General features: G+C 65.6%; 23 protein-coding genes. 7 read left to right on the forward strand and 16 right to left on the reverse strand.

What is annotated here, in order from left to right:
* Positions 1 to 39: 39 nt before the first annotated feature.
* Positions 40 to 1,380, forward strand: a complete 1,341-nt coding sequence (locus O6R08_RS07565; RefSeq protein ID WP_271417580.1) for a nicotinate phosphoribosyltransferase — start codon at positions 40 to 42, stop codon at positions 1,378 to 1,380.
* 196 nt (positions 1,381 to 1,576) lie between these two features.
* The gene (locus O6R08_RS07570) at positions 1,577 to 1,852 is read left to right on the forward strand and encodes an HU family DNA-binding protein (RefSeq protein WP_016665929.1); all 276 of its coding nucleotides are present in this window, start codon (positions 1,577 to 1,579) and stop codon (positions 1,850 to 1,852) included.
* A gap of 127 nt (positions 1,853 to 1,979) precedes the next feature.
* On the opposite strand, the gene malQ is transcribed toward O6R08_RS07570, so the two are convergent.
* Together malQ and O6R08_RS07580 are read right to left on the reverse strand one after the other, a co-directional pair.
* On the reverse strand, positions 1,980 to 4,088 hold the full coding sequence (gene malQ, locus O6R08_RS07575; protein ID WP_271417581.1) for a 4-alpha-glucanotransferase: 2,109 nt from the start codon (positions 4,086 to 4,088) through the stop codon (positions 1,980 to 1,982).
* A gap of 104 nt (positions 4,089 to 4,192) precedes the next feature.
* The gene (locus O6R08_RS07580; protein WP_271417582.1) at positions 4,193 to 4,999 is read right to left on the reverse strand and encodes an RDD family protein; all 807 of its coding nucleotides are present in this window, start codon (positions 4,997 to 4,999) and stop codon (positions 4,193 to 4,195) included.
* A 108-nt stretch (positions 5,000 to 5,107) separates the two neighbouring features.
* On the opposite strand from O6R08_RS07580, the gene O6R08_RS07585 reads away from it, so the two are divergent.
* Entirely contained in the window at positions 5,108 to 5,350 is a 243-nt protein-coding gene (locus tag O6R08_RS07585; RefSeq protein ID WP_271417583.1) for a DUF3039 domain-containing protein, read from the forward strand.
* Positions 5,351 to 5,390: 40 nt separating this feature from the next.
* On the opposite strand, the gene aroQ is transcribed toward O6R08_RS07585, so the two are convergent.
* The 5 genes from aroQ to O6R08_RS07610 are packed head-to-tail and all read right to left on the reverse strand — an operon-like array spanning position 5,391 to position 8,583.
* On the reverse strand, positions 5,391 to 5,822 hold the full coding sequence (gene aroQ, locus O6R08_RS07590; protein ID WP_271417584.1) for a type II 3-dehydroquinate dehydratase: 432 nt from the start codon (positions 5,820 to 5,822) through the stop codon (positions 5,391 to 5,393).
* On the reverse strand, positions 5,819 to 6,847 hold the full coding sequence (locus O6R08_RS07595) for a cation diffusion facilitator family transporter (RefSeq protein WP_271417585.1): 1,029 nt from the start codon (positions 6,845 to 6,847) through the stop codon (positions 5,819 to 5,821). The genes aroQ and O6R08_RS07595 overlap by 4 nt, the downstream gene beginning before the upstream one ends.
* A complete protein-coding gene (locus O6R08_RS07600; RefSeq protein WP_271417586.1) occupies positions 6,844 to 7,863 on the reverse strand; it encodes an SIS domain-containing protein in 1,020 nt (339 codons plus the stop codon). Before O6R08_RS07600 ends, O6R08_RS07595 begins: the two co-directional genes overlap by 4 nt.
* Positions 7,860 to 8,138, reverse strand: coding sequence for a Trm112 family protein (locus tag O6R08_RS07605; RefSeq protein WP_271417587.1), 279 nt, complete (start codon positions 8,136 to 8,138; stop codon positions 7,860 to 7,862). Before O6R08_RS07605 ends, O6R08_RS07600 begins: the two co-directional genes overlap by 4 nt.
* Before the next feature lie 19 nt (positions 8,139 to 8,157).
* Entirely contained in the window at positions 8,158 to 8,583 is a 426-nt protein-coding gene (locus O6R08_RS07610) for a DUF3499 domain-containing protein (protein ID WP_271417588.1), read from the reverse strand.
* 106 nt (positions 8,584 to 8,689) lie between these two features.
* Here O6R08_RS07610 and O6R08_RS07615 point away from each other — a divergent pair, with 106 nt between their 5' ends.
* On the forward strand, positions 8,690 to 9,109 hold the full coding sequence (locus tag O6R08_RS07615) for a metallopeptidase family protein (RefSeq protein ID WP_271417589.1): 420 nt from the start codon (positions 8,690 to 8,692) through the stop codon (positions 9,107 to 9,109).
* Between the two features lie 12 nt (positions 9,110 to 9,121).
* Here O6R08_RS07615 and O6R08_RS07620 read toward each other — a convergent pair whose 3' ends face one another.
* The 5 genes from O6R08_RS07620 to O6R08_RS07640 form a co-directional block, all read right to left on the reverse strand.
* Complete coding sequence (locus O6R08_RS07620; protein ID WP_271417590.1) at positions 9,122 to 10,561, reverse strand: DUF5719 family protein; 1,440 nt, start codon at positions 10,559 to 10,561, stop codon at positions 9,122 to 9,124.
* Positions 10,558 to 13,887, reverse strand: coding sequence for a glycosyltransferase family 2 protein (locus tag O6R08_RS07625; RefSeq protein WP_271417591.1), 3,330 nt, complete (start codon positions 13,885 to 13,887; stop codon positions 10,558 to 10,560). The genes O6R08_RS07620 and O6R08_RS07625 overlap by 4 nt, the downstream gene beginning before the upstream one ends.
* A gap of 156 nt (positions 13,888 to 14,043) precedes the next feature.
* The gene (locus tag O6R08_RS07630) at positions 14,044 to 14,301 is read right to left on the reverse strand and encodes a WhiB family transcriptional regulator (RefSeq protein WP_271417592.1); all 258 of its coding nucleotides are present in this window, start codon (positions 14,299 to 14,301) and stop codon (positions 14,044 to 14,046) included.
* Between the two features lie 151 nt (positions 14,302 to 14,452).
* Entirely contained in the window at positions 14,453 to 15,214 is a 762-nt protein-coding gene (locus O6R08_RS07635) for a hypothetical protein (protein ID WP_271417593.1), read from the reverse strand.
* Positions 15,211 to 16,287 (reverse strand): mannose-1-phosphate guanylyltransferase, encoded by a 1,077-nt coding sequence (locus O6R08_RS07640; protein WP_271417594.1) that lies wholly within the window; start codon positions 16,285 to 16,287, stop codon positions 15,211 to 15,213. Before O6R08_RS07640 ends, O6R08_RS07635 begins: the two co-directional genes overlap by 4 nt.
* Before the next feature lie 67 nt (positions 16,288 to 16,354).
* Here O6R08_RS07640 and O6R08_RS07645 point away from each other — a divergent pair, with 67 nt between their 5' ends.
* Entirely contained in the window at positions 16,355 to 17,086 is a 732-nt protein-coding gene (locus O6R08_RS07645) for a TIGR03089 family protein (protein WP_333907881.1), read from the forward strand.
* 2 nt (positions 17,087 to 17,088) lie between these two features.
* Here the strand turns inward: O6R08_RS07645 and O6R08_RS07650 are convergent, their stop codons facing one another.
* On the reverse strand, positions 17,089 to 18,114 hold the full coding sequence (locus tag O6R08_RS07650; protein ID WP_271417596.1) for a glycosyltransferase family 2 protein: 1,026 nt from the start codon (positions 18,112 to 18,114) through the stop codon (positions 17,089 to 17,091).
* 469 nt (positions 18,115 to 18,583) lie between these two features.
* Here O6R08_RS07650 and O6R08_RS07655 point away from each other — a divergent pair, with 469 nt between their 5' ends.
* Together O6R08_RS07655 and O6R08_RS07660 are read left to right on the forward strand one after the other, a co-directional pair.
* Positions 18,584 to 19,507, forward strand: a complete 924-nt coding sequence (locus O6R08_RS07655) for an LCP family protein (RefSeq protein WP_271417597.1) — start codon at positions 18,584 to 18,586, stop codon at positions 19,505 to 19,507.
* Between the two features lie 62 nt (positions 19,508 to 19,569).
* Entirely contained in the window at positions 19,570 to 22,548 is a 2,979-nt protein-coding gene (locus tag O6R08_RS07660; protein WP_271417598.1) for a glycoside hydrolase family 2 TIM barrel-domain containing protein, read from the forward strand.
* 94 nt (positions 22,549 to 22,642) lie between these two features.
* Here O6R08_RS07660 and purE read toward each other — a convergent pair whose 3' ends face one another.
* The 3 genes from purE to O6R08_RS07675 form a co-directional block, all read right to left on the reverse strand.
* Entirely contained in the window at positions 22,643 to 23,233 is a 591-nt protein-coding gene (gene purE / locus O6R08_RS07665; protein WP_271417599.1) for a 5-(carboxyamino)imidazole ribonucleotide mutase, read from the reverse strand.
* Positions 23,226 to 24,398 carry a 5-(carboxyamino)imidazole ribonucleotide synthase gene (locus O6R08_RS07670; protein ID WP_271417600.1) on the reverse strand — a complete coding sequence of 391 codons (1,173 nt, stop codon included), beginning with the start codon at positions 24,396 to 24,398 and terminating at the stop codon, positions 23,226 to 23,228. Before O6R08_RS07670 ends, purE begins: the two co-directional genes overlap by 8 nt.
* Positions 24,399 to 24,671: 273 nt before the next feature.
* Positions 24,672 to 25,769, reverse strand: coding sequence for a multidrug effflux MFS transporter (locus tag O6R08_RS07675; RefSeq protein WP_271417601.1), 1,098 nt, complete (start codon positions 25,767 to 25,769; stop codon positions 24,672 to 24,674).
* Between the last annotated feature and the right edge of the window lie 145 nt (positions 25,770 to 25,914).

Below are 25,914 nucleotides of genomic sequence, written 5' to 3' on the forward strand. Positions count from 1 at the left end.
CACCGGCGGACACACCCCGTCGCCCCTAAACTGTGGCCCATGTCGACCGCATTGTTCACCGACCACTACGAGCTGACCATGGTCGAGGCTGCCATGTCATCGGGAACCGCTGACCGCCGCTGCGTCTTCGAATTGTTCCCACGTCGGCTCCCCGAAGGCCGCCGCTACGGCGTCGTCGCCGGCACCGGGCGTGTCCTCGACGCGGTGGAGAACTTCCACTTCACCGATGAAGAAATCTCCTTCTTGGAGAAGAGCGGGGTCGTCGGCCCGCGCATGGCGCAGTGGCTGTCGAACTACCGTTTCACCGGATCCATCCACGGTTACGCCGAGGGCGATCTCTACTTCCCAGGATCGCCGCTACTGACCGTCGAAGGCACCTTTGCCGAGGCCTGCGTCCTCGAGACCCTGCTGCTGAGCATCTACAACCATGATTCCGCGATCGCCTCGGCGGCCTCCCGCATGGTCATGATGGCCGAAGGCCGCTCGATCATCGAGATGGGTTCTCGTCGCACCCACGAGGAGTCCGCAGTCGCCGCCGCCCGTGCTGCCTGGATCGCCGGATTCGGCCCCACCTCCAACCTCGCCGCCGGGATTCGCTACGGCGTCCCCACCTCCGGCACGGCTGCCCACGCCTTCACCCTCCTCCACGACAGCGAGGAGGACGCCTTCCGCGCCCAGCTGGCCGCCTACGGCGAGAAGACCACCCTGCTGGTCGACACCTACAACATCGAGAACGCCGTGCGCACAGCCGTTCGCCTCACCGAGGGACGCCTCGGCGCGGTGCGCATCGACTCCGGAGACCTCTCCATCGTCGCCCGACAGGTCCGCGACCTGCTCGACGACCTCGGCGCCACGACCACCCGCATCATCGTCACCAGCGACCTTGACGAATGGCAGATTGCCGCCCTGCGCGGCGCCCCCGTCGACGGCTTCGGCGTCGGAACCTCCGTCGTGACCGGTTCGGGAGCGCCAACCTGCTCCTTCGTCTACAAGCTCGTCGCCCGCGCACTCTCAGACGACCCGGACGCCGAGCTGCTGCCGGTGGCCAAGAAGTCATCCCACAAGAACACCGTCGGTGGACGCAAGTACGCGGTGCGACGCATCGGTTCGGATGGCGTCGCCACCGCCGAGGTCGTCGGGGTAGGTCAGCAGCCAACCGCCGACGCCGACGACCGCAACCTCATCGTCCCCCTCATCATCGACGGCGACGTCGTGGGCCGTGAACCTGTGGAGGCGGCGCGTCAGCGTCACCGGGACGCCATCACCGAGCTGCCCATCGCTGGACGACGTATTTCGCGAGGCGACCAGGCCATCCCAACCATCATGGTGAAACAGGGAGATGGCGGCGCTGACACCGTCCTCGGCGCATCCTTGTCGTGAGTACGCAGCACTGCCTCACACTGCCGTTCCAGCTCCTCGAAATGTGACAACTGGGTTAACACTGGCCCGAAATGGGTGGAAAACCCGCTATTGAAGCGCATTTGGGCTTGACTGGACACCATCACCCGCTAGTGTCCTTGGTTAGGGAAACGGCAAGACGCCGAAAACCGAACATCGTCCATTTGAGGAGACCCCCATGACCAAGTCCGAGCTCATCAAGGCCGTCGCCAAGCAGGCCTCGCTCACCGAGGCCCAGACCAACGAGGCCGTCAAGGCTCTCACCGACGTCATCACCAGCGCCCTGGCCAAGGGCGAGAAGGTGCAGCTTCCTGGTCTGTTCACCGCCGAGGCCGTCGAGCGCCCCGCTCGCAATGGCCGCAACCCCCGCACCGGCGAGTCCATGACCATCCCCGCTCACAAGGCCGTCAAGATTTCGGCCTCCAGCACCCTCAAGAAGGCGGTTGCTGACTGAGCGACTGAGGCGGGTCATTGCCCCGCAGCTCAACGTTCGGGGTCCGATGCCATCAAGCATCGGACCCCGGTTTCATATCTCCCACAGACCCCGGTTTTCGTCTCTGCCACAAGCGATGGTCAGCCGGTCACTTCTCGTTCATGACCGCAGACAGACGCGCGGCCCTCTCATCGGTGAAGACCTCCTCCAGCCACATCGGTGAGCCGTCCGGATGGCTGAGAGGCACCCGCCAGTTCGGGTACTCATTGGTCGTGCCGGGCAGATTCTGGGTACGGCGATCCCCCACCGCGTCAGTAAGGGTGGCGTTGAGAACCTTCGACGGTGTGCGGGTGAGCATGCGGTGCATGGCCACCACGATCTCCTCCTGCGAGGGATTGTCGGCCTCCAGGACTCCACGCGCCCGCAGGATGGCGATCCACGTTTGCGTCTGGCGAGCTGCCTCGGCTCGCTCGTGCTCCAATGATTCGGTGAGCAGTCCGAGGTTGTGGCGCACCTCGACGTGATCACCAGCCAGATATCCGGTGGTGGGCGGCAGGTCGTGGGTGGTCACCGAACTCATGGCGTATTCGCGCCACTGCTCGGGAGCCAGCGGCTGGCCGTCCTCCCCGTTCTCGAACCACAGCACCGAGGTGCCCATGATCCCCCGCTCACGCAGGTAGGTGCGCACCCACGGCTCCACGGTGCCCAAGTCCTCACCGACGACGAGGGCGCCGGCCCGGTAGGCCTCCAGAGCCACGATGCCGACCATGGCCTCGTGGTCGTAACGGATGTATGTGCCCATGCGCGGACCAAGACCAGCCGGGACCCACCACAGCCGGAACAGGCCCAGGATGTGGTCAATACGAATACCCCCGGCGTGTCGCAGGGCCGCCCGCACCATGTCACGGAAGGGCTGGTAGGCCATGTCAGCCAGAATGTCCGGGCGCATCGGAGGCTGGCCCCACTCCTGGCCAGCCTGGTTGAAAGCATCGGGCGGGGACCCGACGCAGACCCCGTCAGCAAACAGTTCCCCGAGCATCCACGCATCGGCTCCAGCACCCGAGACACCCACGGCCATGTCACAGATGAGACCCAAGGACATCCCCGCGTCGCGTCCCGCCGACTGAGCCGCCGAGAGCTGCTGGTCGGCGATCCACTGCAACCACATGAAGAAGTCCACGCGATCGGCGTGGGCGCGCACAAACTGCGCGACGGCCCGGTTGCTGGGGCGCTGGAGTTCCTCGGGCCATTCATGCCAGTTGTTGCCGTAGACCTCGCTCAGCGCACACCAGGTGGCCAGATCAACCAGACGGGTACCACGCAGCCTGCGGAAAGCCTGGTACGACAGCTCTCGTGACCCTTTCAGGCCGAGCGCGTGAACGGCCTCGAGAACCGGCAGTTTGGCTCCCCAGGAACGGTCGCGGTCAATGGTCTCGGTGGCCGCGGCGGCGTGAGTCTGGGCGCGGCGGGCCTGGGAACGCTCGTCGGGGTCCAGGTCTGCGAACTCGGGAATGATCTCGGGGCGCACGTACAGCGGGTTGAGGAAGAGACGGCTGCACGGCAGATACGGCGAGGGCTCGATCGGAGAGACGACCTGGCTGGCATGCAGAGGATTGACCAGCATGTAGTCCGCGCCCTGAGTCGCCGACCAGGTGCACATATCCGCCAAATCCGCGAAATCGCCCATCCCCCAGGATCTGTGGGACCGCGTCGAGTACAACTGCACCGCATGACCCCACACCCGCGACGAGCCCATCGACCTGGGCAGGCCGAGCCAGTTCGGGGACACCACCACGGTTGACGTGGCACGGTGATCTGCCGTCGTCGCGACGATGGTGTGGTAACCCAGTGGAAGGTCAGCGGGAATACCAAACGTAGCCTCGCCGATCCAACGGCCCTCCACCTGGCGATCCGGATTCCAGTTGTCGACCTGCCAACACTCGCGGCGCTGACCATCCTCACAGACGATGTGGACCTCGACCTGTTCCCCGGCAGTGACATGGACGTCGACACGCCCCTCCTGGCCTTCGCGCAGCACGACGATGCCCGGCAGGACACGACGCCAGGTGCGGTTTTCGACCTCGCGGCACGCCTGCTCGGCCGCATCCGGGGTCGACGCGTCGATTCCGAGCCCGGCCAGGACGGCGATGACGGTCGCCTCCTCAACCTCGGTGTACTGGCCCTTCCAGTCGTGGTACTCACGGGAGATGCCGAAGTGATCGGCCAGGGTCGTCAGGTGGGGATCTGTCACGGGCATGACGGCCTTTCGGTACCCCGCGTCGGGGCAAGATCGATGCGGACGGGATGTGAGGACGAGGTCAGCACCCCTGCTGGACGACAGGTGTGTTCCTGCGTCGAAATCTACTCGGCGTCGGGCTGACGAACCGGACGCACCACCTGGGTGCCGGCAATAGCATCGTGGATGGTCTGACGAGACCGCTGCCACAACGGCATGAGATAGCTGAACGGGGTCAACACCACCAGAACCTGGTTACCGACCTCCACGCAGGCCCAGGCCGTGGCCCGGACCAAGGCACGCCACCACACCAGCCGGCGATGATCCTTGCCCTGGTTGGTGATCACCACGCGCAGACCACACACCAACTGACCCACCGAACCGGCGCAGGACGCCAACATGATGAACTGGTAGATCGCCTGGGCGATGATGACAGCGCCAACGAGAAGCGTCATGTCGTCGACGAACCCTGCCTCGCTCAGCGCTTGCGCGCTCACGACGTCAGACATGCTTGCTCCGGCACTGATCTTGCGCATCGACTCGTCGAGGAACGCCTGGTAGCCCGTCCTGACGCTGGAGACCTTGTCGTGCAAGGTGATTCCGACAACCGCCCACACCACGACAAAATCAATGACGGTGGCCAAGGCCCGCCACCACCACCCGGCCAGGGGAACCCCATCGGCGGTGGTGCCCCACCTACTGCCCTGCGCCACGACATCCCCATCGGGGGATGCGGCCATCCGGCCCGGGGAGGACGACGCCGCTGAGGCCGCAGCCGGCTCCTGGGGCACATGACCGGTGACATGACGCGGTGCAGGTTCAGGGGGATTACGCAGGTTACGGGTCCAGCCTTCGCCGTCCCAATACCGCTCCTGATCACTTCCGGCAGGATCGGGGTACCAGCCCATCGGGGGCGGAGTCGCATTCGTCACCGGCCCATTCTCCCACGATGGGCCCCCAATGCGAATTACGTCCGCTGCCAGCGCGACCAGTCAGCAACGGTGGTCGGACACGACACCGGCCACGTAGACTGGGTCACCATGAGCACACAGGTGGCACCAGGGTCCAGCACAGCAGTCGAGGAGAAGACTCGTCCATCCTTCGACGACGGTGACGCCGAACGCTTCTCGCACTACGTCCCCAAGGCCAAGCTCACCGACGCCATGGTCAACGGCACCCCCGTCGTCGCCCTGTGCGGCAAGGTGTGGGTGCCCTCCCGCAACCCGGACAAGTTCCCCGTCTGCCCGGAGTGCAAGGAAATCTTCGAGTCCATGAAACACTGATCCCGCGCGGGCCGTCGTCAACACCCCAGCGGCGTCGGCGTCACGACGTCGCCAACCAGGCGAGAGCCGCCTCGTAACCTTTCAGCCCCAGACCGGTGATCGTCCCGGTGACGTGTGCCGAGACGACACTGTGGTGACGCAACTCCTCCCGAGCGGCAATGTTGGAGATGTGCACCTCGATGCAGGGAGCCTCCAGCTGGGCAAGGGCGTCAGCGATCGCGATGCTGTAGTGACTCCATGCGGCCGGGTTGATGACGACCGGGGTCCGCTCGTCGGCGGCCTCATGAATCCACCCGATCATCCGCTCCTCGGAGTCAGTCTGACGCACCTCCACGTCGAGCCCGAGCCCTCGGCCATACTCGACCAGCCGAGCTGCCAGATCCGCGTGAGTCGTCGTCCCATAAATCTGTGGCTCGCGACGACCCAATCGCCCCAAGTTCGGCCCGTTGAGCACCACGACGGGTTTGCTCATATCTCATCCTCCGGACGCTTCTCATCGTCCTTGATGCGCCGATCGCCATAGCGGATGTCAGGTTCGAGGAAGAGAGGGCCGACAAGCGGCTCAGCAGCACGGACGGCCACCTCCGCATTGTCGATGATGCGCGCCACCTCGAGGGCGGAGTCGCCTGGGTCGACGGCGATCTTGGCAGCCAGCAGAATGGTGTCGGGGCCCAGGTGGACCGTCTTCATGTAGATGACCGAATCGACACCGTCAGAGTTGCTGAGCGCATCGTGGATGGCCTGGCGAGATTCCGGGGTTGCTGACTCCCCCTCCAGCAGGGATTTCATCTCACGGGAGAGAATGGCTGCGACGACAACCAGGAGCACACCAATACAGGCCGAGCCGATACCGTCGAAGACCGGGTTGTGCGTCAGGACGGTCAGGCCGACGCCAAGGAATGCGAAGATCAGGCCGAGAACAGCGGCTGAATCCTCCATCATGACCACGGGTAGCTCCGGGGCCTTCGCCTTGCGGATGTACTGCAGGACCGTCAGACCATCACGATCTGTCTTGCTCTCCTTGAGAGCAGTGCGCAAGCTGGCGCCCTCGGCGCACGCCGAGATGAGGGTCACGACCAGAGGCACCCACCACCACCGCGAGTCGAGCAACTCGTCAGGCTTGCCAGCAAGGGTGTCGCGAATCTTCTCATACGACGAGTACAGGGCAAACAATCCACCGACACTGAAGATGACCACGGCGACGATGAAACCGGAAAGGTAGCGGACCCTCTCGTAGCCGAACGGGTGGTCCTCGTCAGCCTTCTTGTGGGACACCTTGCCGCCGATCATGAGAACGATCTGGTTGGTGGTGTCGGCCACCGAGTGAATGGCCTCGGCAAGCATTGACGAGGCGCCCGTCAAGAGCCAGGCCAGCGCCTTCGTCACCGCGATCACAAGGTTGGCGGAGGCTGCAGCAATGATCGCCTTGCGGCTTGCGCCCTCCATCTTCGGCTCCTCGGCCCCGTTGGACCCTTCAGCCACGCCAGACTGACTCATGACATCTCCTCCAGACGGTCCAACCCGAGGGCCAAATAGACAGCGGCAAAACCACCCTGCAACAACAGGGCCACGTAGCGGTCCACCGACGAAGACCTCTCATCCACACCCAGCGGCAACGTGACACTGCGCACCGTCACGTCATGGACGGCACACAGGTGCTCCAGCTCTCGACGCGCGGCCTCATGTTCGCTCTCGGCGTCGTCCATGACGACAAGGACCGGCCGACGCGATTCGCCGTCAAGGTCAGGGTCGGCAAAAGGATCCCGTCTGGGAGCAGACTCGATGATGGGCCGCAGCGCAGCGGCATCAGCAGACAACGCGACACGACCCGTGGCCCGGCGCAACCACTCGGCCAGCCGTCGAGAGGCGCGAGCGGCCAACACCGATCCGCCCCAGGTCAGGGGGTCGGCGTCGGCCAAGGCACAGGCCAGGTCCTTGGCCTGGTTGACGGCCAGATCACGGTAGGGCGAGGCCGATTCGGCCACCATGTCCGCCACGAGAGCGACCTGACCGGGATCAACGGCCGGCCCCAGACCGAGATCACCCAGCACCGCCAGCGCCGCGACCGCGGCTGACATGAGATCCTGGGAGGCCATCGAAATGCGGGCGGTCCCGTGGTCGCCGGCAGCACGCCACGACTCGGTGTCCTCGGGGCAGGCCAGGATGATGAGGCTCCCCCGACGACGCGCCTGCGCCACCTGGGCCGCGCATCGTCCGTCTGTGTCGAGGACCACGACGAGATCCAACGGGCCCACCCATGCCGGTAGGTGCTGCAACGGCCACGCCACAAGGGGCACCGGGCACACCGGTTCCAGAACCGAACGCACCAGGCGAGCTTCCGGACCCACGACGAGGACTCCCCTGGGCCGGCCCCACTCACCGACAGTTCGACGCACCTCGTCAAGGCCGGCAGAGTCGCGGCGAATCCGTGCACCGGTGCTCGCCAGATGCCGCAGGACCCCTTCCGTCAGCGGATCCAACGGCGCGTCCAAACGTGAATCGTCGAAGGTCACCGTGGTCCCATCTCATGACGAGCAGTGACATCAAAGGCCTCAGTGTCCTGCGCGTCAGTATCCTGCGCCACACCGCCTCGGCGCGCAGCGTCAAGACGAAGATCAGGCACACCGTCGCGCACCACGAAGACCAGCCCACACGAGGGTGAGGAGCAGACCAGCTCCCCGTGATCGAAGTTGAGTGCGAACCGGGAGTGGCACGCCGGGCAGGCCGCCACCTCCAGGAAGGCCGGGGACAGGTCAAGCGCCTCAGAAGCCAGAGGTAGATCAGGCATAACCGTCATCCTAGTAGTTTCACAGGTCGGGGCTGGCGTCCGTGATCACCGACAGGTGGCCGCGACGACCCAGGACGTGCACCGAGGCCGGATCAGGTTCGGCAACGACCTCATTGTCGAGCATCCCCACTTCACGCACCGCCGCAGCAAGGGCCATGAGGTCGTCGGTCGGAACAGCCGGGGCAGGATCGTCGATGCCCGGCAACCGGATGACCTCCCACCCGACTGGGGCTGAAAGGGCTTCAGCATGCTCAGCGCACATGTCGTAGGCACCGGGTTCACGGCTGGGACCCAAAGGGCCAAGGACCGCAGTGCGCTCGGAGTACACATAGGTCAGCGTCGCGACTGCCGCTCGGCAACATCCGGGTCGAATGCACTCTCTCACTCGGGGCACGCTACGCCACGGTCCTGTTCTCCCGGTGACGCCACGCGGGTACCAGTACATCCGACCGGGCTGGAGGCGAACGTGGAACCAGCGCCGTACCCCTGGACGGGGTTGGCCTCGGATTGGTCCGATCGCACCCTCGGCCCATCCGCAATACAGTGGCGTCATGTCCAAGCGTCGAAACCGTCACGGCCGTGGCCAACGCGGGCCAGTCGTCCTGCCCCGCGCCCACGGCGGGCGAATCGAGCGCATCGACCCCACCAAGGCCGAGTTCTTCATGACCTGTCTGGCCGAAGCCGTCGACCAGGTGCAAGGGTCGTGTCCGGGGATTCTCGACGATGCCGTCATCGGCGCAGAGGACGTCCCCACCATGCCGGACTGGACCCAGGGAAGGGTCCCACTGTCGTCAGCCGTCGATCGCCAAGACGACTCCCCTGCCCGCGTGGTCATGTACCGACGCCCCCTCGAGTTGAGAGCCACCAGCCGTCGGGGCCTTGCCATCCTCGTCCATCGCACCTTGGTCGAGCAGTTGTCGGCGTTGACCGGGCTGCCGGTCGAGAAGATCGACCCCAGCATCGACGAGTGAGGCCAACACGGTTCAGCGCAACTGCGTGTCGACCGTGGCGCGACGTCCATTGGTCGACATGGCGACACCGTCCAAAGGCAGGACGGCCAACCCGGTGTCGGAGACCACCCCGCCGACGAGTGGAGCCGACCCAGCGATGTGCAGGTGACCGGCCCCTGGAACCCGCCCCGACCAGGTGGACCCTGCCGGAACCGTCCCGCTGAGCTCAGTCTTCTCACCGCCGCTGCTCACCAGAGTGCCCGTGAAGGTCACGGCTTCCCCGCCAGGATTCGACAACTCGAGAGTGCCGCCGGCACCAAGGGTCTGCTCAAGGAGCTTGCTGGCTGAACCGGGCCCGGCGAAGGCGTAGTCCGTGGTGCCGCGCTTTCCCTGCACGAACAACCTGGCCACGAGCGGATCGCGGGCCGACAACGTGAGACTGACGGGTTCACCTGCCAACGCCTTCGACAGATCGACCTGAATCGTCGATCGCGGGTCGATGTCGATCTCGTCGGCACCCTCGGGGGTGAACGAGCCGTGTGGGGCCAGCGCCGTCACAGACACCGTCAACCGGGTCGTGCCGGGGTTGGAGACGACCAGGGTCGCGGTGGACACATTGGCCGGCACTGCAGGCAGGTACACGGTCCTGGATGGCTGAGACATCGCGATCGTCTCTCGCCCCTTGGGCGCCCACGTGCGAGCGCCGACGACGACTCGTCCCCCTCTGGCGTCGACGAGGGCGGTGACGGGCGTGGTGTCGTTGTCCCACACCGACAGTGGCAACACTGCGGTCTGCCCGGCAGAAACCCGTATCCCGCGCATACCCGCCGTGTCGATCTCTCCCTTAGCACCCAACAAGGTGACGTCAACCGTGGCCGCCCGCGACACAGCACTGACGACCAGATCAGACACGGAGGGGTTGGTGAGGCTCACCGCACCGCCTGTGGCCGCACGCACGCAGGGAACCCACGTCGTCAACCCCTTCTCGATGGACAGGGCCGATCCGGTCGGGGGACGCTGCCCTGGCAGGGTGCGGACATACCCAGCCCCATTGTCGATCGTCGTCACAGCAGGGGTCGAGGTCTGCGACAACGTCTCGACGGACGTACCGACCTGCACCTTGCCACTCAGGGAGCCAGCCGAGAGTGTGGCCTTCCCCTGCGACGGAGGACAGAGGAGAGTCCGCCCGGACGACACGAGCTGGGCCGCCGGAGCCGTCCGCTGGGACTGCGGGATGGCCGTGGTGGCCAACGACAGTGCCACCGAGGCCACGGCCAGGCTCACCGCCCAGACCGGCCCCTTCCAGCGGGGCCCCTTCGTATCGCCGGCATCCTCGACATCCACCCCTCGTCGAGCAGCCCCAGCCTCGGCATCCACCCCTCGTCGAGCAGCCCCGGCTTCGGCCGGCTCGGCCTCAAGGATCTCCTCGGAATCCTCGTCAACGGAAAGGGCGCGGCGTGGACGGTCGCTCATGATTCCTCCTGACGACGGCTACGGCGCCCCCTACGGCCCCGAGCCGGGACGGACCGACGGGCAGAGACGCGGTGACGCTGAGGGGCCTGGGGGCCGGCGATCACCATCAACACAACCACAGCCCCCACCTCAATCGCGCAGGCCCAGCCCTGGGTGGGCATCGACCAGGTCAACTCACCCCGAGCCGAGCCGACCTGATAGGACTCCCCCACCCCTTGGTGGGAAGCCCGGGCGAGCTGTGTGCCACCCACCTCAACCTTCCAGCGATCGTCACGGGGTTCCAGGATCGTCACGGTGCCCGACGTGGTGACCTTCCCGACGACCGGCTTGTGGTCGCTCCCGGATGCACTGACCACAGCCCTGGACGGCTGCCCCTCCACCGTCCAGACAGTCGTCGTCGGGTCAGTGTTGGCCGCTGTCAGACCAGCCGCATTGCCCACCTGGGCCACGACGTCGGCTCCTGCCCCTCGCAGCCACAGATGGCCGATGCCCAACGCGGACAGTTGGCTCGCGAGGTCGTCAGGGACCGCACCAGTCGCCACGGCCATGGCAAGGTCAGCAGCCTCGTTGGCGATACGACTGTCCGAGGAGATGGCGGGGCGCTCCCCACTACCCCAGCTCGGGTTCTCGGCGTCAACGAGGTTCCTGCGGGCGTCACTGCCATGCACAGTCACCATAAGGGTGCGAGTCTGGCGCGGCGAACCCTCCACCGCAGTGACATAGGCCGGACGCATCTGGTCAGTGGTGGACATCGGGCCACGAGCGCCACCGATCAACCACCACACGCCACCTGCGGCCACAGACACCGCCATCACCCAGGGCAACCACTGGCTGCCCAGACCGACGAGAAGCTCCGCCAGGGTCGGAGATTCGCCAGCGCGATGGTGATCGACCTCAGCCCCCTTGAGCAGGACCGATCGGCGTGCCGCCGCGATGAGCATGAGCAGGGCTCCGACACCGACGAGCTGCCACGGCTCGATGGCCGGATGCACCTGCACTCCCCACACCTCAACGAGGATGCGCGAGCCGATACCGGCTGCGACCAGGCACACCAGATGGACGGCGATGAGGGCCAGCACCCGGCCTCTCGGATGCCCGGTGGAGGCCGACCGGTCGATGACGAGACGCCACACCGCCCACAAAGCGGCGATCCACAACGGGACCATCGCGGTCAAGGCGAACGCCGTCGGGGCGGTGCCCGGGACGATGGATCGTCCGACCAACAACCACAGCCCGGCCCGAGTCTCGACGGCGGGGCTCAGCAGCGGTTCGGCTCCCGTCACCATCCGCGCGGGCTCGCTGACCAGCCGTGGAATCCACGGCGAGATGACCATCAGCGGGCCGACGGCGACGATGGCCGCCAGCAGGCGACGGTGCGGCCGAGTCATGAGGACGACGAGAGCCACCGTCAGCGGGTACAGCCACAACACCGGAACCATGCTGATCGCCAAGGCTGACCACAAGGCCAGGCCACCAGCCGAAGAGACGGCCCCGACCTGGCGATGACCGATTCCGGCAGCACGCAACTCGGCGACGTCAGCAGGTTCACGGTCCACCAGACGCCAGGTGTGCAATGCCATGTGTGGAAGGATGACGCCCAACACCAGGGCCGTCACCGAGCCGCGGGCCAGGCCCCCGGTGAGAATCGGCAGCAGCGCCCAGAAGCTGGACAGCAACACGGTCGTCACGCCGACTCCCATGACGTGACGGAAAAGACGATGTGCCGAGAGCGCGGCCAACAACGGTGCAACGACCACAAGGATGCGGACGAGGATCTCCGGCTCTCCCATCGTCAGGACCGAGCCGAAGGCCGGCCAGGCAAGCCACGGAGCATTAGCCCCCTCCAGCCCCGGCACGGCGACGAGCCAGCGGTGCCACGCGCCGGACAGCCCGTGGGGAGCCGGAGCCAGCCACGTCGAGGTCACACTGCCCGACCCATACAAGCCACGACAGGCGATGAGCCCGCACAGCACCATGAGGCTGACCATGACCGGGTGCGGGTTGACGACGACGCGATGATCACGGGCGGTGAAATCGTCCCCGGTGAGATCGTCGATCGTCGTCGTGTCCTCGTTGCGCCACGGATGCATCCGGTCGGAGAGGTCCCCGACGTGCCGATCGACGGCTCGGGCCCACACACTGCGTCGGGTGGGCAGCAGAAGAGCGGTGTTCTCCAGGTCGTCGGGGTCGCACTGGGCGTGGAAATCCTGAAGCCGCTGTGCCATCTCGCGGGTGAGCCCACGGGTCTTCCACAGTTGCCAACCGGCTCGCCACTCGTCGGCGGCACGGGAAGGAGCCTTGCCGACCAGCAGCACGATGAACCTCCACACACTGGCCAGCAACAAGGAGAAACTGGCGCGGGTGGGATGACCGGAGCGGGCCGCCACCATGCGCATACCGGCGAGACGGTCGGTGACGTCGGGACGAGGGGCCAGGTTCGACTCGCGTTGCCATCCTCGACCAGCCTGACGATGGTGGATGGTGCACGTCGGCGCAGTGCGCACCACCATGCCTGCCTCATTGGCACGCCAACCGAAGTCGACGCCGTCGCGGAAGAGAGGAAGAGCGGGATCACATCCACCCAGACGGCGCCACGCCTCCACCCGAACGAACATTCCAGCCGTCGATCCGCCCAGGACACGGCTGGGATCGGCCTGCTTCTGGTCAATGTCACCACGGTCGATGACGGGGAGAATACGAGTACCGCCCGTACTGACACTCTGGCCCTGCTCGTCAATGAACTCGGGGTAATTGTGGCGTGCCGGCTTGAGGAGAGTCGGGTAGAGCACGTCGGGGTGAGGCTTGCGCGACGCCTCGTGGAGCAGCGAAGTCAAGGAGTCTCGACGGACCTCGACGTCGTCATGGAGGATCCACATGTGGGTGATGTCGTCAGGAAGACGATCAAGGGCGAGGCTGATGCCCTGGCCAGGTGTGGTCTGGGCACTGGCCGTCACACACTCTTCCAACAACCCCTCTCCGACAGCCTCGTCCAGCAACCTGGCTGACTCGTCGGTGGAACCCAGGTCAACCGCGATCTGGACCGCAGCCCTCTCGTCACTGCGACGCAGGGCATTGAGGGTCCGGGGCAACCAGTCGGCGGCCTGGTGAACGAGCAAAATGACGGCGACCTCGTCAGCGGTGATGTCCGGGACGGCGGGTTTGGAGTGCTCATGGGCCCACGCCCACTCCTGCGGATCGGCGCGCATCGACGGGATGACGGGAATCGTCCAGTCCGTGAGCCCATCGGCTGTGCGTGGAGCGTCACCACGGTCAAACCGAGAACCCTCGTGGGGGTCGGTCTGCGCAGAGTACTTCTCGTCACTCACCTGGTAGGTCACCTATTCGTCGACGTCATGGGGCTCAGCGGCACGTCACATGTCCGCGACTGATCATCGCACGGACCAGTCACGCCGACGGCAGCTGCGGTTGGACAGGCCATCCTATCGGGCCGCCATCCCTGCCGCAGCCTGACGGTGATGTGATCAGGCCCGCTTGCGAAGTCGACGCCTCTCCATCTCAGACAACCCGCCCCAGATTCCGAATCTCTCGTCGTTCTCGAGAGCGTACTCCAAGCACTCCTGGCGCACCTCGCAGGACTCGCAGATGCGCTTGGCCTCACGGGTGGATCCACCCTTTTCCGGGAAGAATGCCTCCGGATCGGTCTGGGCACACAAGGCCTTGTCGTGCCACTGCGGCTCGTCGTCACCGCCTCCGGCAAGCACAGTCAGAATCTCGTCCATGGGGGGGAAGCTCCTCGAGATCAGACGCGGCGAGTTCCGCGCCGATGTAAAAACTACACGGGTGGGATTCATTGCGAAACCCCGTCTCGAAAAACCCCACAACTATCGGCGTGTCGCACCGGGAAGTCACGGCGGACGTTCGACGCGCCCCTCAGCGCCAGTCGCCCTCGGGTGACCATTGGTGGCCGCCTCCAGGCTGCTGAGACGTCGAATCGCTCGACCACTTCTGAGCGTTCCCGGTCTGTGCAGGATCCCATGCCGAGGCGCTGGCTCCACTCGCCGCATCACCGGCCCTCGTCCAGACAGCACCGACCCCCTCGGGCCAGGCGACCTCCTCCTGCGCTGGGGTATCAGGCTCCCGAGTGGCCACAACCTCTCCTGCGCCGTCCCGGGTCGAGCCCTCCAGCTCGCGGCCCTCCTCGGCCTCCTCGGCATCGTCAGAACTGGCCGCATCGTCGCATCTGGCTGCATCCTCAGAGGTCACGGCCTCGGGCCGCGTCAACACCAGCAACACCCAGGCAGCAAGGACCTTGACGGCAATGGCCAAGAGGTCACCGATCAGCCCCAGGGAGGCACCCAGAACTCCCCCAGGACCATGAATGGTGGCCAGCAGGGCAAGGACGAAGTCACACCCGGCAGCGACGGCCACGATGAGGGCAGACACCTTCCCGAGCACTTCGGCATGAGGAGTTGCCGGACGAATCAACCGGCACACCAGGACTGCGGCCAGCAGCAACAGGATCATGCCGATGCCCAGCGAGCTCCCCGACAGACTGCGAGCCATGCCGAAAACACCGCTGTGGTCGTGGGTCATCATCGTGACGACCCGCACCAGGAAGGCTACGAGAAAACCGAGGCTGACGGCGATGACGGTCCATGCGATGGGCTCACGGAGTTCTCGGGCGTTCTTCACGCGAACCGTCCTCCCGCCCGGGCGGCCACCTCCGCCACCAGGGCCTTGACCTGCTGGGACTGGGACAGTGGCACCACCAAGGTGGCACGGTCAGTGGTCACCACGGCCATGTTGCGCAGACCTGTCACAGCCAGCACGGCGTCGGAACGGTCGTTGATGAGCAGGTTCCCGCTCGAGTCAAGGGCGACAGCCAGACCCTTCACATGGTTGCCCTCATCGTCATCAAGCAGATGGGGGGCCAAGGCCTCGTAGGAGCCGACGTCGTACCACTGGATCTCCAGCGGAATCGCAGCCACGTGCACTCCGTATCCGCCGTGGGAGGCCGGTTCCATCACCGCGATGTCGACCGAGACCTTCTCCATGAGCGGGTACACCTCGTCAATCCGGGACGGATCGGCGACGAGCTGGTCAACCTGGTGGCGGGTCTCAGGCTTGAGTTGGGCCAGACAGTCAAGCAGGGTCGACGCCCTCCAGACGAACATGCCGGAGTTCCACCAGTACTCGCCCGAATCAAAGTATTGCCGGGCAACCTCCGGGCTGGGCTTCTCGACGAACTCGAGCACCTCGTGGGCATGAGGATCCGACTCCAGCGGGCCACCACGGTGAAGGTACCCAAAACCGGTGTTCGGCTCGGTGGGAACGACGCCAAAGGTCACCAGGGCCCCCGGATCGGCCGTAGCGAGATCGAACCCGTGTTGCAAGGCGGCACGGAAGTCGTCAACAGGACGAATGATGTGGTCGGCGGTGACGACAGCCATGACACCATCAGGATCGCGGTCAGCGATGATGCCAGCCGGCCATGCCACGGCATTGAGGGAGTCACGCCCGACCGGTTCACCGAGGATGTTCTCCCCCGGAATCTCCGGCAACAGCCTGGCCACGGTGTCGGCGTACGCGGCTCCGGTACACACCACGATGTTGGAGTCCGGGACAAGACCGGCCACTCGCTCATAGGCCATCCGCAGCAGGCTCATCCCGTCGATGAGTTCCAACAGCTGCTTGGGCTCTCCCTGATGAGACAACGGCCACAGGCGCGTACCGGATCCACCGGCGAGGATGAGGACGTGTTGCATGCTGACAGCGTATCCGGTCACACCGACGCAAACACCGTCGGCGCACCAGCGCGTTTCATCCTTCACAATGGTTGGCATGGTTTCCCTGAGTCGACCGACCGCCGTCCACAACTCCGACCCGTTGACTGCCCTGTGGAGCCGCAGTCAGGAGGCCGGTGCGCTACCAATTCTGACCTGGTACGACGGCGCAGATCGCAGCGAATTGTCCGCCCGCACTCTCGTGACGTGGGTGACCAAGTCAGTTCACCTGCTCGACTCCGAGGGGATCACTGCAGGAGACGTCGCACGGCTGTCGGTCCTTGCACAGCGTCCCGGCCACTGGACCAGCAGCGTGTGGCTGCTGGCCTCCTGGTGGGCCGGTCTGCAAGTCGATCTCACCGGGCAGGTCGAGGCAGCCGTGGAAGTCATCGGCCCTGACGCCAACCCCATCGACTCCCCCGAGGTCCTCGTCCAGTGCAGCCTCACCCCGCTGGCAACCCCGTGCAAGAACCTCATTGCGGGAGGTATTGACAACGCTGACGTGCTGGCTGGCCCCGATGACCTCGTTCCGCCGCGACCTGCCGCTGCCGGGGCGGTGTGGCTCCGGGGACGCCAGGAATGGACCGGCCAGCAGCTCTGCGACGTCGTGCCATTGAACCGGCCGGTGCTGCTGTCCCCAGAGCGAATCCGTGTGGGCGGTGGGGAGCTTGTCGCCACGACGCTCGTCAGCTGCCTGCTCGGCGGTGGGTCACTCGTGGCGGTCGAATCGGCCGAGGATGTCGCCGCCCTCGCCACCCAGGAGGGGGCCGTCGAGGTGTGAGGTCAGTCCTCGGAACGCTCACCGAGACCGACGAGGAATCCGGCCCCCCAGCTCATGTGCATCACGGCCAGCACCAGCGGCAGACGGGCCCGCACGCCGGGATCCATCTCGCGTTTCATCGCCGCCGACCCCAGTCCGATGATGCCGGCATAGCCCAGCGGGGCCGCCCATCCGATGAGAGGCCAACGCTTCAGCCACGGCTTGCCCTGGGCCGCCCTGACAATTCCGACGATCCCGAATGCTGTTCCCGTCACGATCCCGGTGACGGCAATGGGGGCAGCCAGGTAGCGCAGGCTCACCGAGTCGTGATGACGACGCATGACCTCACGACGCCACTTGCCGGTACGGAAGAACTGCTTGGCCAACGCCGTCACGGTGGAACGGGGTCGGTAGGTCACCCGAAGATTGGGGCTGAACCACACTTGTCGCCCGGACTGGCGCAGCCGGTAATTGAGCTCCCAGTCCTGAGCACGATCGAATTCGGGGCAGAAGCCGCCGACGGCCTCAAGGTCCGCCTTGCGGAACACCCCGAGGAACACCGTCTCGGCTGGCCCTTCAGGGGCATCGCCCTGATGGAAAGCGCTACTGCCCAGACCAAGCTTCGAGGTGTAGGCGACGGCGACAGCCTGCTCGAAGGGGGTACGGCCCTTGGCGTCCATGATCCCACCGACATTGGCCGCCCCCGTTCTCTCCAACAGTTCGACAGCCGTTGTGATGTATTCCGGGCCAAGCTCACCGTGAGCGTCGACGCGCACGATGATGTCGTAGCGAGATGCGGCCACACCGAGGTTGAGGGCCTTGGGGGTGGTGCCGTCGGGATTGTCGATGACACGAATGTGCTCGTGGCGATCCGCCAGCTCCTGGGCGATCTGAGCGGTGCGGTCGGTGCTGGGAGCAATCACGAGGATGATCTCCATCGGCCCTGGGTAGCCCTGGTTGAGCACGCCGTCGACCGATGCCTCGAGATACCGTTCCTCGTTCTTCACCGGTATGACGACACTGACCGGGGGAGCGAGGTATGACGACATGGAGGCCATTGTGCCAGTTCGACAAGGACTGTGAATCCGGCGGCACACGGGACTCGCCCAAGAAAGCTCACGAATCTGGGGTTGACCTGCGGCTACCGTAGAACCCATGCCTCATCGAGACACTGGGCGCGATCCCCGCGACAAGCGATCTCCTCAGTCCGACCTGGACTGGCTGTACGGAGTTGACGACACCGACGCCACCCGTATTGATCCGATACATGCACCTCGGGAGGAATCGGGCCGATCCCACGGTGGTCGCCGTCAACAGCCCCGACCCGATGCTGGCCGATCCGCGCGCCCGTACCCACAATCGGGGTCGTCCCGACGTCCCGCTGATGATGTGTACCGCTCTGGCGGCCGACCAGCCCGCCGACCCCCACGTCAGACCCCTCCGCCTCCTCGCCCGCGACAGCCTGCGAGTCGCCCCACACCACGCCCCCGCAAACGTCGGCACCCCGTCAAAGTCATCATGGCGCTGTTGGTGGCCTGGCTGGTGTGGCTTGTCGCCGTGCCGTCCTACGCGTTGAGTCGCATCGCAACTGTCGACGCCACCCCAGATGGTCCGCGAGGTGCCAGCCATCCCGGAACCCTGGTACTCCTCGTCGGCACCGATGAGAGGCAAAACCTCACGACACAGCAGCAGAAGGAGCTGGGTACCGGCACCGAGAGCGGTCTACGCACCGACACCATGCTGCTGCTCTACATGCCGCCGCACGGAAAGAACGTCCTCATCGCCCTGCCGCGCGACTCGTACCTGCCCATCCCCGGACACCACAAGAACAAGCTCAACGCCGCCTACTCGATCGGGGGCGCCAAACTACTCGTCCAGAGCATCGAAAAGGCCACTGACCTGCGTATCGACGGCTACGTCGAGACGGGTTTCGGTGGCTTCGTCGAGGCGGTTGACGCGGTCGGAGGAGTCGAGGTGACCCTCGACAAGCCGATGGTCGACAAGGATTCCCACACCAACCTTCCTGCCGGCACCCAGACCCTCGACGGGGTTCAAGCCCTGGGATATGTCCGCATGCGCAAGGCTGATCCGGAAGGCGACCTGGGGCGCGTCAAGAGACAACAGCAGGTGGCTTCCCAAGTCGCGAAGAAGGCACTCAGCCCGTGGACCTTCATCAACCCGGTGCGCTACTGGAACCTCAACATGGCGGCATCGAATGCGGTGAAACTCGGCTCCGACACATCGACCTGGACCGCCATCAAGACCGCTCGGGGGCTCATGAAGGTTTCCGGCGACGACGGCATCAAGATGACGGTCCCGGTGTCGACGGCCTCAGCCTCCACCTCGGCAGGCTCCTCGGTGCTGTGGAATGACAAGAAGGCCACCCAACTGTGGGACGAGCTGCGCAGCGGTGACACCTCGCGGGTGAGCGAACTGGCCTGACCCGACGCCCTTTTTGGCCCAGGATGTACACGCTTACATCATGAGGCTCTAAGGTGATGTCCATGGTTGCCAATGCCGACGCCGCCCCAGGGGCCGAGGAAGCCCTGACGAACCTCATCCCATGGCAGGGCCCGATCGCCCCACGAGCGCACCTGCACACCGACGCCCCGACCCTCGACCTGTCTGGAACATGGCGTTTCCGGCTGGTCGACTCCCCTCTTGACGCACCGGAGGGTTTCTTCGACCCCCAGTTCGACGACACCGACTTCGTCGACCTGGCCGTCCCGTCGATGTGGCAGATGACCGACCCGGCGGGCGAGGCCCCGTTCGGACGCCCCGCCTATCTCAACGTCAACTACCCGATCCCGGTCCCGGCATCCGACGAGGACATCGTCGTTCCCGACGAGAACCCGACCGGGTGCTACCGCCACACGTTTGACGTCGATGGGAGGTTTACCGACGCCGAGCGGGTATTACTGCGCTTCGAGGGAGTCGACTCCTTCGCCCGCGTCTGGCTCAACGGAGTCGAGGTGGGCTGGACCAAGGGTTCGCGTCTCACCAGTGAGTTCGACGTCACAGCGCAACTACGCCCCGGCCGCAATGTGCTGGCAGTAGCCGTCAGCCAATGGTGCGACGGCACCTTCCTGGAAGACCAGGACATGTGGCGGATGTCGGGGATTTTCCGTGAGGTCACCCTGTTGGCGCGCCCCCGCGGTGGCATCGACGACCTCTTCGTGCACGCATCCTGGGCAGACGGGGTAGCCACACTCACCATTGACGGACCCGACGGCGCCGCCGTCACCATCCCGGAACTCGACGTCACAACCACCTGCAACACCGAGGTGACCATCCCCGACGCCAAGCCGTGGACCGCCGAAACCCCGAGGCTCTATGACGCCACCGTCGCGACGGACTGCGAGACCGTCTCCTTGAGGATCGGATTCCGCACCGTCGCCATCGAGGGGGACGTCATCACCGTCAACGGACACAAGGTCGTCTTCCGCGGGGTCAACCGTCACGAGTGGGACCCGCGCACCGGACGCACCCTCGACGAAGCAACCATGCGCGCCGACCTCGAGCTCATGAAGCGCCACGGCGTCACTGCGATCCGGACCTCGCACTACCCGCCGAATGCCCGCTTCCTCGACCTGTGTGACGAGTACGGCGTCTGGGTGCTGCTGGAGTGCGACCTGGAGACCCACGGCTTCGAGTGGGGCGACTGGCAGGGCAACCCGACCGGAGACGAGCGCTGGTATGACTGCCTGCTCAACCGCATCCAGCGCACCGTGGAACGTGACAAGAACCATCCCTGCATCATCGGGTGGTCGATGGGCAACGAGTCCCACTGCGGCGAGGGGATTCGCCTCATGAACGACTGGGTCAAGCATCGCGACCCGTCCCGGTTCACCCATTACGAGGGCGACTATGCCCACGCCATCTGCGATGTGTGGTCCACGATGTACCCGGCGATGGAGTGGGTCGAGGCCGTCCGCGACCGCACGGCGTTACCCGGAGCCGAACCCGCCGCCCAGACTAGCCTCGGGCTCGGATTACCCTTCTTCATGTGCGAGTTCGCCCACGCCATGGGCAATGGCCCCGGAGAACTCGCTGACTACGAGGAACGCTGTTTCGACCCGCACTTTGACCGCGACCGCATGCACGGCGGATTCATCTGGGAGTGGATCGACCACGGCATCGACACCGGACGCGGATACGCCTACGGCGGCGACTTCGCAGAGGTGCTGCACGATTCCAACTTCGTGTGCGACGGACTCGTCATGCCCGATCGCACCCCCTCCCCCGGTTTGCTGGAGTTCGCCGCGACGATGGGGGCAGTCCGCATCGAGGTTGACGGGGCCGGTCTGGGTGAGGGTGAGGGCATCACCGTCATCAACCGCCGCGACTTCGCCGACCTGTCCGACCTCCAGTTCGTCTGGCAGCTGGTCGACGACGGGACGGTCATCAAGGAGGGCGTCCTGGACGTTGGCGCCCTGCCCGCCCACCAGACCTGGACCGGCGGTGTGCGGCTTGCCGAGGCGATTTCGGTAACCGAGGAGATTTCCGACCGGATGGTGGTCGTCGTCGAGGCCAGGTTGGCCGAGGACACCATCTGGGCTCAGACGGGTCACGTGGTGGCACGGGCATCGGGTCTGCTGAAACCTGAGCCCCTCCCCCGTCCGTGTCCCCCGGCGTCGTCTGGTCCGCGTCGCGACGGTCATGGTTGGGTTGTCGGACCGGCCCGCTTCGATCGTCGTGGTCGTCTCGTGAAGCTGGGTGAAACGGGGATCGTCGCCCCGGTTCTTGACCTCTTCCGTGCCCTGATCGACAACGACCGGGCCAGCAGCCGGGCTCGTAACAGCATTGGCGGCCCGGCGTTGGCTGCGGGCCTCGACCGGCTCGTCCACACCACGATCTCCGTGCGTGAGGTGGGCGATGACCTGGTCGTCGTCACCCGAAGTTCGGCTGCGGCTGCTCGCGATTTCATGACGTCGACGTGGAGTTGGCGGGCCGTCCACACCGACGATGGCTGCGAAGGCATCCACCTCGGCCTGCACGTCGAGCCGCACGGCCACTGGCCGACCATGCTCGGACGGATCGGCCTGACGATGGGTCTGCCGGGCGAATGGGACACCGTGTCCTGGTTTGGACTCGGCCCGAACGAGAACTACCCGGATTCCCAACGCGCCGCCACCTGGGGTCGTTGGAACTGCGACGTGGCTGGTCTCCAGACGCCCTACGTCATGCCTCAGGAGAATGGGCTGCGACAGGGGGTCCACGAGTTGACGATCGCTGGCCCCAACGGTGGTCTGCGCGTCATCGCTGATGGCGGCTGGCCGGGGTTCGCGGCTCGTCCCTGGACGTCGAAGGCCCTGTTCAAGGCCGCCCACACCTGGGATCTCGAACCTGACGGGCACACCTGGCTGACCCTGGATGCCCTCTCAGCTCCGCTGGGATCGACCTCCTGCGGCCCGATGCCGATCATGTCTCACCGGTTGTATGCGCGACCGGCTGAGTTGTCGGCGACCTTCTCCCTGGTCTGAGGGAAACCTTCCGCCTCGTCTGGGGAAAGTCTGTAACCCGCACCATGGCCCCGGATCAGCGCGGTCCGGGGCATCTGGGCTGTCGGTGACTCGCTCAGGGGCGGGAGTGGGTGCGCACCTTCTCACCCTTGGCGGCCGCCATGTCGTGCAGCTCGGTCTGATACTTGACCATGGCGTCGCACAGCTGCGGGTTCGATGCTGCGAGGATCCTCACGGCCAGCAGGCCGGCGTTCTTGGCATTCCCTACGCCGACCGTCGCCACCGGCACACCGCCGGGCATCTGGACGATGGACAGCAGGGAGTCCATGCCGTCGAGATGAGCCAACGGAACCGGCACCCCGATCACGGGGAGCGGGGTCAGCGCGGCCACCATGCCGGGAAGGTGGGCAGCACCACCGGCACCGGCGATGATGACCTTGACGCCGCGCTCGTGGGCACCGCGGCCGAACTCGACCATGTCCTCAGGCATACGGTGAGCCGAGACGACATCCGCCTCGAATCCCACGTTGAAGTCAGTGAGCACCTGGGCGGCGGGCTCCATCGTCGGCCAGTCGGAGTCCGAACCCATGATGATCGACACCTGCGGGCTCATGGCGTCACCGGCCAGTCGGCGTGCCGCCCCGGCCGCTGTCTCGGTCTTCGTGCCGCGACGTGGCTTGCGGCTGTTGGCGGTGGTTTCAGGCATCGTGTTCTCCCATGAGGTAGGCGGCGGCATGGCGTGCCCGGCGACGCGTCGTCTCGACGTCATCACCAAGGCAGGTGACGTGACCGACCTTGCGGCCCGGTCGCACGGACTTCCCGTACAACTCGACACGCAGTTCCGGGTCACGAGCAAAACAGTGTTGTAGAGCCCCGGTCAGGTCTTCCTCAGAGCCGCCGAGAACATTGGCCATGACGACGACGGGGGCAGTCAGAGCCGGAGAGCCGAGCGGCAGGTCGAGCACGGCCCGCAGATGGTTCTCGAACTGACTGGTCTGGGCACCGTCGATGGTCCAATGGGCGGTGTTGTGAGGACGGGTGGCCAGCTCATTGATGACGACGGAGCCGTCCTCGCGCTCCATGAGCTCCACAGCGAGCACCCCGACGACGTCGAGGCGCCCGGCAATGTCCAGGGCCAAGGTCTGCAACTCCACCTGGCGTTGCGAGGACATGTCGGGTGCCGGACTGATGGTCTCGGCGCACACCCCGTGACGCTGGATGGTCTCGGAGACGGGGTAGGCAGCCCCTTGACCTGATGGGGAGCGGACGACGACGGCGGAGAGCTCACGCCGGAAATCGACGAACTCCTCGGCGAGGATACGAATCGGCTGTTTACCGTCAGCCAGTCCGCCGGCAGCCTCGAAGGGCTCACCAACACCGTCGGGGCCGGCGATCTTGAAGACTCCCTTGCCGTCATATCCACCGCGAGAGGTCTTGGCGATGACGGGCCAGCCATGCTCCTCACCGAAGGCGACAAGATCGGCGGGGGTCTCACAGACCTTCCACGCCGGGTTCGGGAAACCCTCCTTGGCCATGAACTCGCGCATGACGACCTTGTCCTGAGCGTGGACCATAGCGGCGGATCCTGGGCGGATGGCATACCCGGCCTGTTCCATCTCCTCGACCAGAACGGTGGGCACGTGCTCGTGATCGAAGGTGACGACATCGCACCCGGCCGCGAAGTCCATGACGGCATCGTGGTCGAGATGGGAGCCCACGACGACGTCGGACATCACCTGGGCCGCGGATTCGTCAGGGTCGGAGGCCAGCAGGCGGGTACGCACCCCCAGTCCGATCGCAGCCTGATGCATCATGCGAGCCAACTGCCCGCCGCCAATGATTCCGATGGTGTAGGAGGTCACGAGCTTCATCGTAACGGCCGCCGGAGACACCACCGCAGCAGAGCCGTTCTCCCGGATCTGCCACCCGCGAGTTCCCCGGCCACCCACGGGTCCCCTGCCACATCAACTTCACATCGGCGGACCATCCGTGGCCACGCAGGGACCACGGATCACCCGTGGTAAGACCGAAAAGATGAAGGGCAACTGCCACCTCACCTGGCAGACATCACCCGTCTTTCCGGGTTCTCCACAGGCGTTACAGGACACGGATGGCCGACGGCCAGAGCCGACAAGAGCGAGCCCTCAGGAGCGCCGGGTCAGAGCCAGGCAGGCCAGGGCCAGGACGGCGCACGCACACATGACGACGCCCATCGACAAGGCAGCGCTGGACCCAAGTCCGACAAGGGGAGATACCAGGCCGCCGACCAGGAATTGAATGGCTCCCATGACTCCCGAACCGGCGCCGGCAACATCGCCGACCTCTCCCGTCCCGAGGGCCGTCGCGTTACCAAAGATGAGGCCGACACCGAACACCGTGACCGCGAGCATCGGCAAGGTCAGCCACAACCACGGGCCGAACAGGCCATTGAGCACCAGGGCCGTCGTCGTCACGCACATCATGCCAAGAGTCGTGCGCAGGATATTGCGGGGATGGAAACGTCGTATCAACCGCACGTTCACCAAGGACGCGAGGGCAATCATCATCGAATTGATCGCAAACGCCAGGGCGTAGAGCTTGGACGACAACCCGAGTTGCTGCTGCAAGACGTACGGGGAGGCCGAGATGTAGGCGAAGAGAACACCAAAGCCAATCGCCAGGACCAAGGTGTATCCGACGAAGACCCGACGGCGGCAGGCGGTGGCAACGCCGCGCCACAAGGCGGCTAGACCGGCGTTGGATCGCTTCTCCTGCGGCAGGGACTCCGGGACGACGAAGAGCGCAGCCAGCAACATGAGGAGGTTGAAACCAGCGATCACGGCGAAGATGCCCCGCCACCCGATACGCGGTCCGAGCAGGCCACCGAGGATCGGGGCGATGATCGGGGCGAGCCCCTGGATGGCCATCATGATCGAAAAGGCCCGTGCCGCTGCCGCGCCAGTCTCCAAGTCGGAGATGACGGCCCGGGAGCACACTGCCCCGGTTCCGCCCGCGGCACCCATGAGGAGCCGAATGACGATGAGCACCCAGATACTGGTCGCCAACATGGCAGCGACCGACGTCACCAGGAAGACAGCGGCACCGGCCACGAGGACCGGACGGCGTCCCCGCGCATCCGAGAGCGGACCGACGAAGAGCTGACCAACGGCGATGCCGGCCATGAACGACGTCAAGGTGAGCTGAACCGTCGCCGAGTTGGTGGCCAGATCGTGAGTCATCTGGACGAAGGTCGGCAGATACATGTCGGTTCCCAACGGCCCCGCAGCTGACAACAAAGCCAGCGCGACAAGGAGGGAAGTGGAGGCTCTTGACGATGATGTGGACACTCAACAAGACTTTCCGCAGACAGACCGCCCGCCACGAAGAACATGGGACTCGTCGGTATCT

It is taken from the genome of Cutibacterium equinum (assembly GCF_028021195.1).
GTDB classification, from domain to species: Bacteria; Actinomycetota; Actinomycetes; order Propionibacteriales; family Propionibacteriaceae; genus Cutibacterium; species Cutibacterium equinum.

Excerpts from the sequence above, each read along its gene's own strand:
- O6R08_RS07630 (WP_271417592.1), bottom strand. The coding sequence starts at position 14,301 with ATGGACGAGATTCTGACTGTGCTTGCCGGAGGCGGTGACGACGAGCCG.
- O6R08_RS07585 (WP_271417583.1), top strand. The coding sequence starts at position 5,108 with ATGAGCACACAGGTGGCACCAGGGTCCAGCACAGCAGTCGAGGAGAAG.
- O6R08_RS07610 (WP_271417588.1), bottom strand. The coding sequence starts at position 8,583 with ATGTACTGGTACCCGCGTGGCGTCACCGGGAGAACAGGACCGTGGCGT.
- O6R08_RS07605 (WP_271417587.1), bottom strand. The coding sequence starts at position 8,138 with ATGCCTGATCTACCTCTGGCTTCTGAGGCGCTTGACCTGTCCCCGGCC.
- O6R08_RS07650 (WP_271417596.1), bottom strand. The coding sequence starts at position 18,114 with ATGTCGTCATACCTCGCTCCCCCGGTCAGTGTCGTCATACCGGTGAAG.
- O6R08_RS07620 (WP_271417590.1), bottom strand. The coding sequence starts at position 10,561 with ATGAGCGACCGTCCACGCCGCGCCCTTTCCGTTGACGAGGATTCCGAG.
- aroQ (WP_271417584.1), bottom strand. The coding sequence starts at position 5,822 with ATGAGCAAACCCGTCGTGGTGCTCAACGGGCCGAACTTGGGGCGATTG.
- purE (WP_271417599.1), bottom strand. The coding sequence starts at position 23,233 with ATGCCTGAAACCACCGCCAACAGCCGCAAGCCACGTCGCGGCACGAAG.
- O6R08_RS07565 (WP_271417580.1), top strand. The coding sequence starts at position 40 with ATGTCGACCGCATTGTTCACCGACCACTACGAGCTGACCATGGTCGAG.
- O6R08_RS07570 (WP_016665929.1), top strand. The coding sequence starts at position 1,577 with ATGACCAAGTCCGAGCTCATCAAGGCCGTCGCCAAGCAGGCCTCGCTC.
- O6R08_RS07645 (WP_333907881.1), top strand. The coding sequence starts at position 16,355 with ATGGTTGGCATGGTTTCCCTGAGTCGACCGACCGCCGTCCACAACTCC.
- O6R08_RS07615 (WP_271417589.1), top strand. The coding sequence starts at position 8,690 with ATGTCCAAGCGTCGAAACCGTCACGGCCGTGGCCAACGCGGGCCAGTC.
- O6R08_RS07675 (WP_271417601.1), bottom strand. The coding sequence starts at position 25,769 with ATGTATCTGCCGACCTTCGTCCAGATGACTCACGATCTGGCCACCAAC.
- O6R08_RS07660 (WP_271417598.1), top strand. The coding sequence starts at position 19,570 with ATGGTTGCCAATGCCGACGCCGCCCCAGGGGCCGAGGAAGCCCTGACG.
- O6R08_RS07670 (WP_271417600.1), bottom strand. The coding sequence starts at position 24,398 with ATGAAGCTCGTGACCTCCTACACCATCGGAATCATTGGCGGCGGGCAG.
- O6R08_RS07655 (WP_271417597.1), top strand. The coding sequence starts at position 18,584 with ATGGCGCTGTTGGTGGCCTGGCTGGTGTGGCTTGTCGCCGTGCCGTCC.
- O6R08_RS07595 (WP_271417585.1), bottom strand. The coding sequence starts at position 6,847 with ATGAGTCAGTCTGGCGTGGCTGAAGGGTCCAACGGGGCCGAGGAGCCG.
- O6R08_RS07640 (WP_271417594.1), bottom strand. The coding sequence starts at position 16,287 with ATGCAACACGTCCTCATCCTCGCCGGTGGATCCGGTACGCGCCTGTGG.
- malQ (WP_271417581.1), bottom strand. The coding sequence starts at position 4,088 with ATGCCCGTGACAGATCCCCACCTGACGACCCTGGCCGATCACTTCGGC.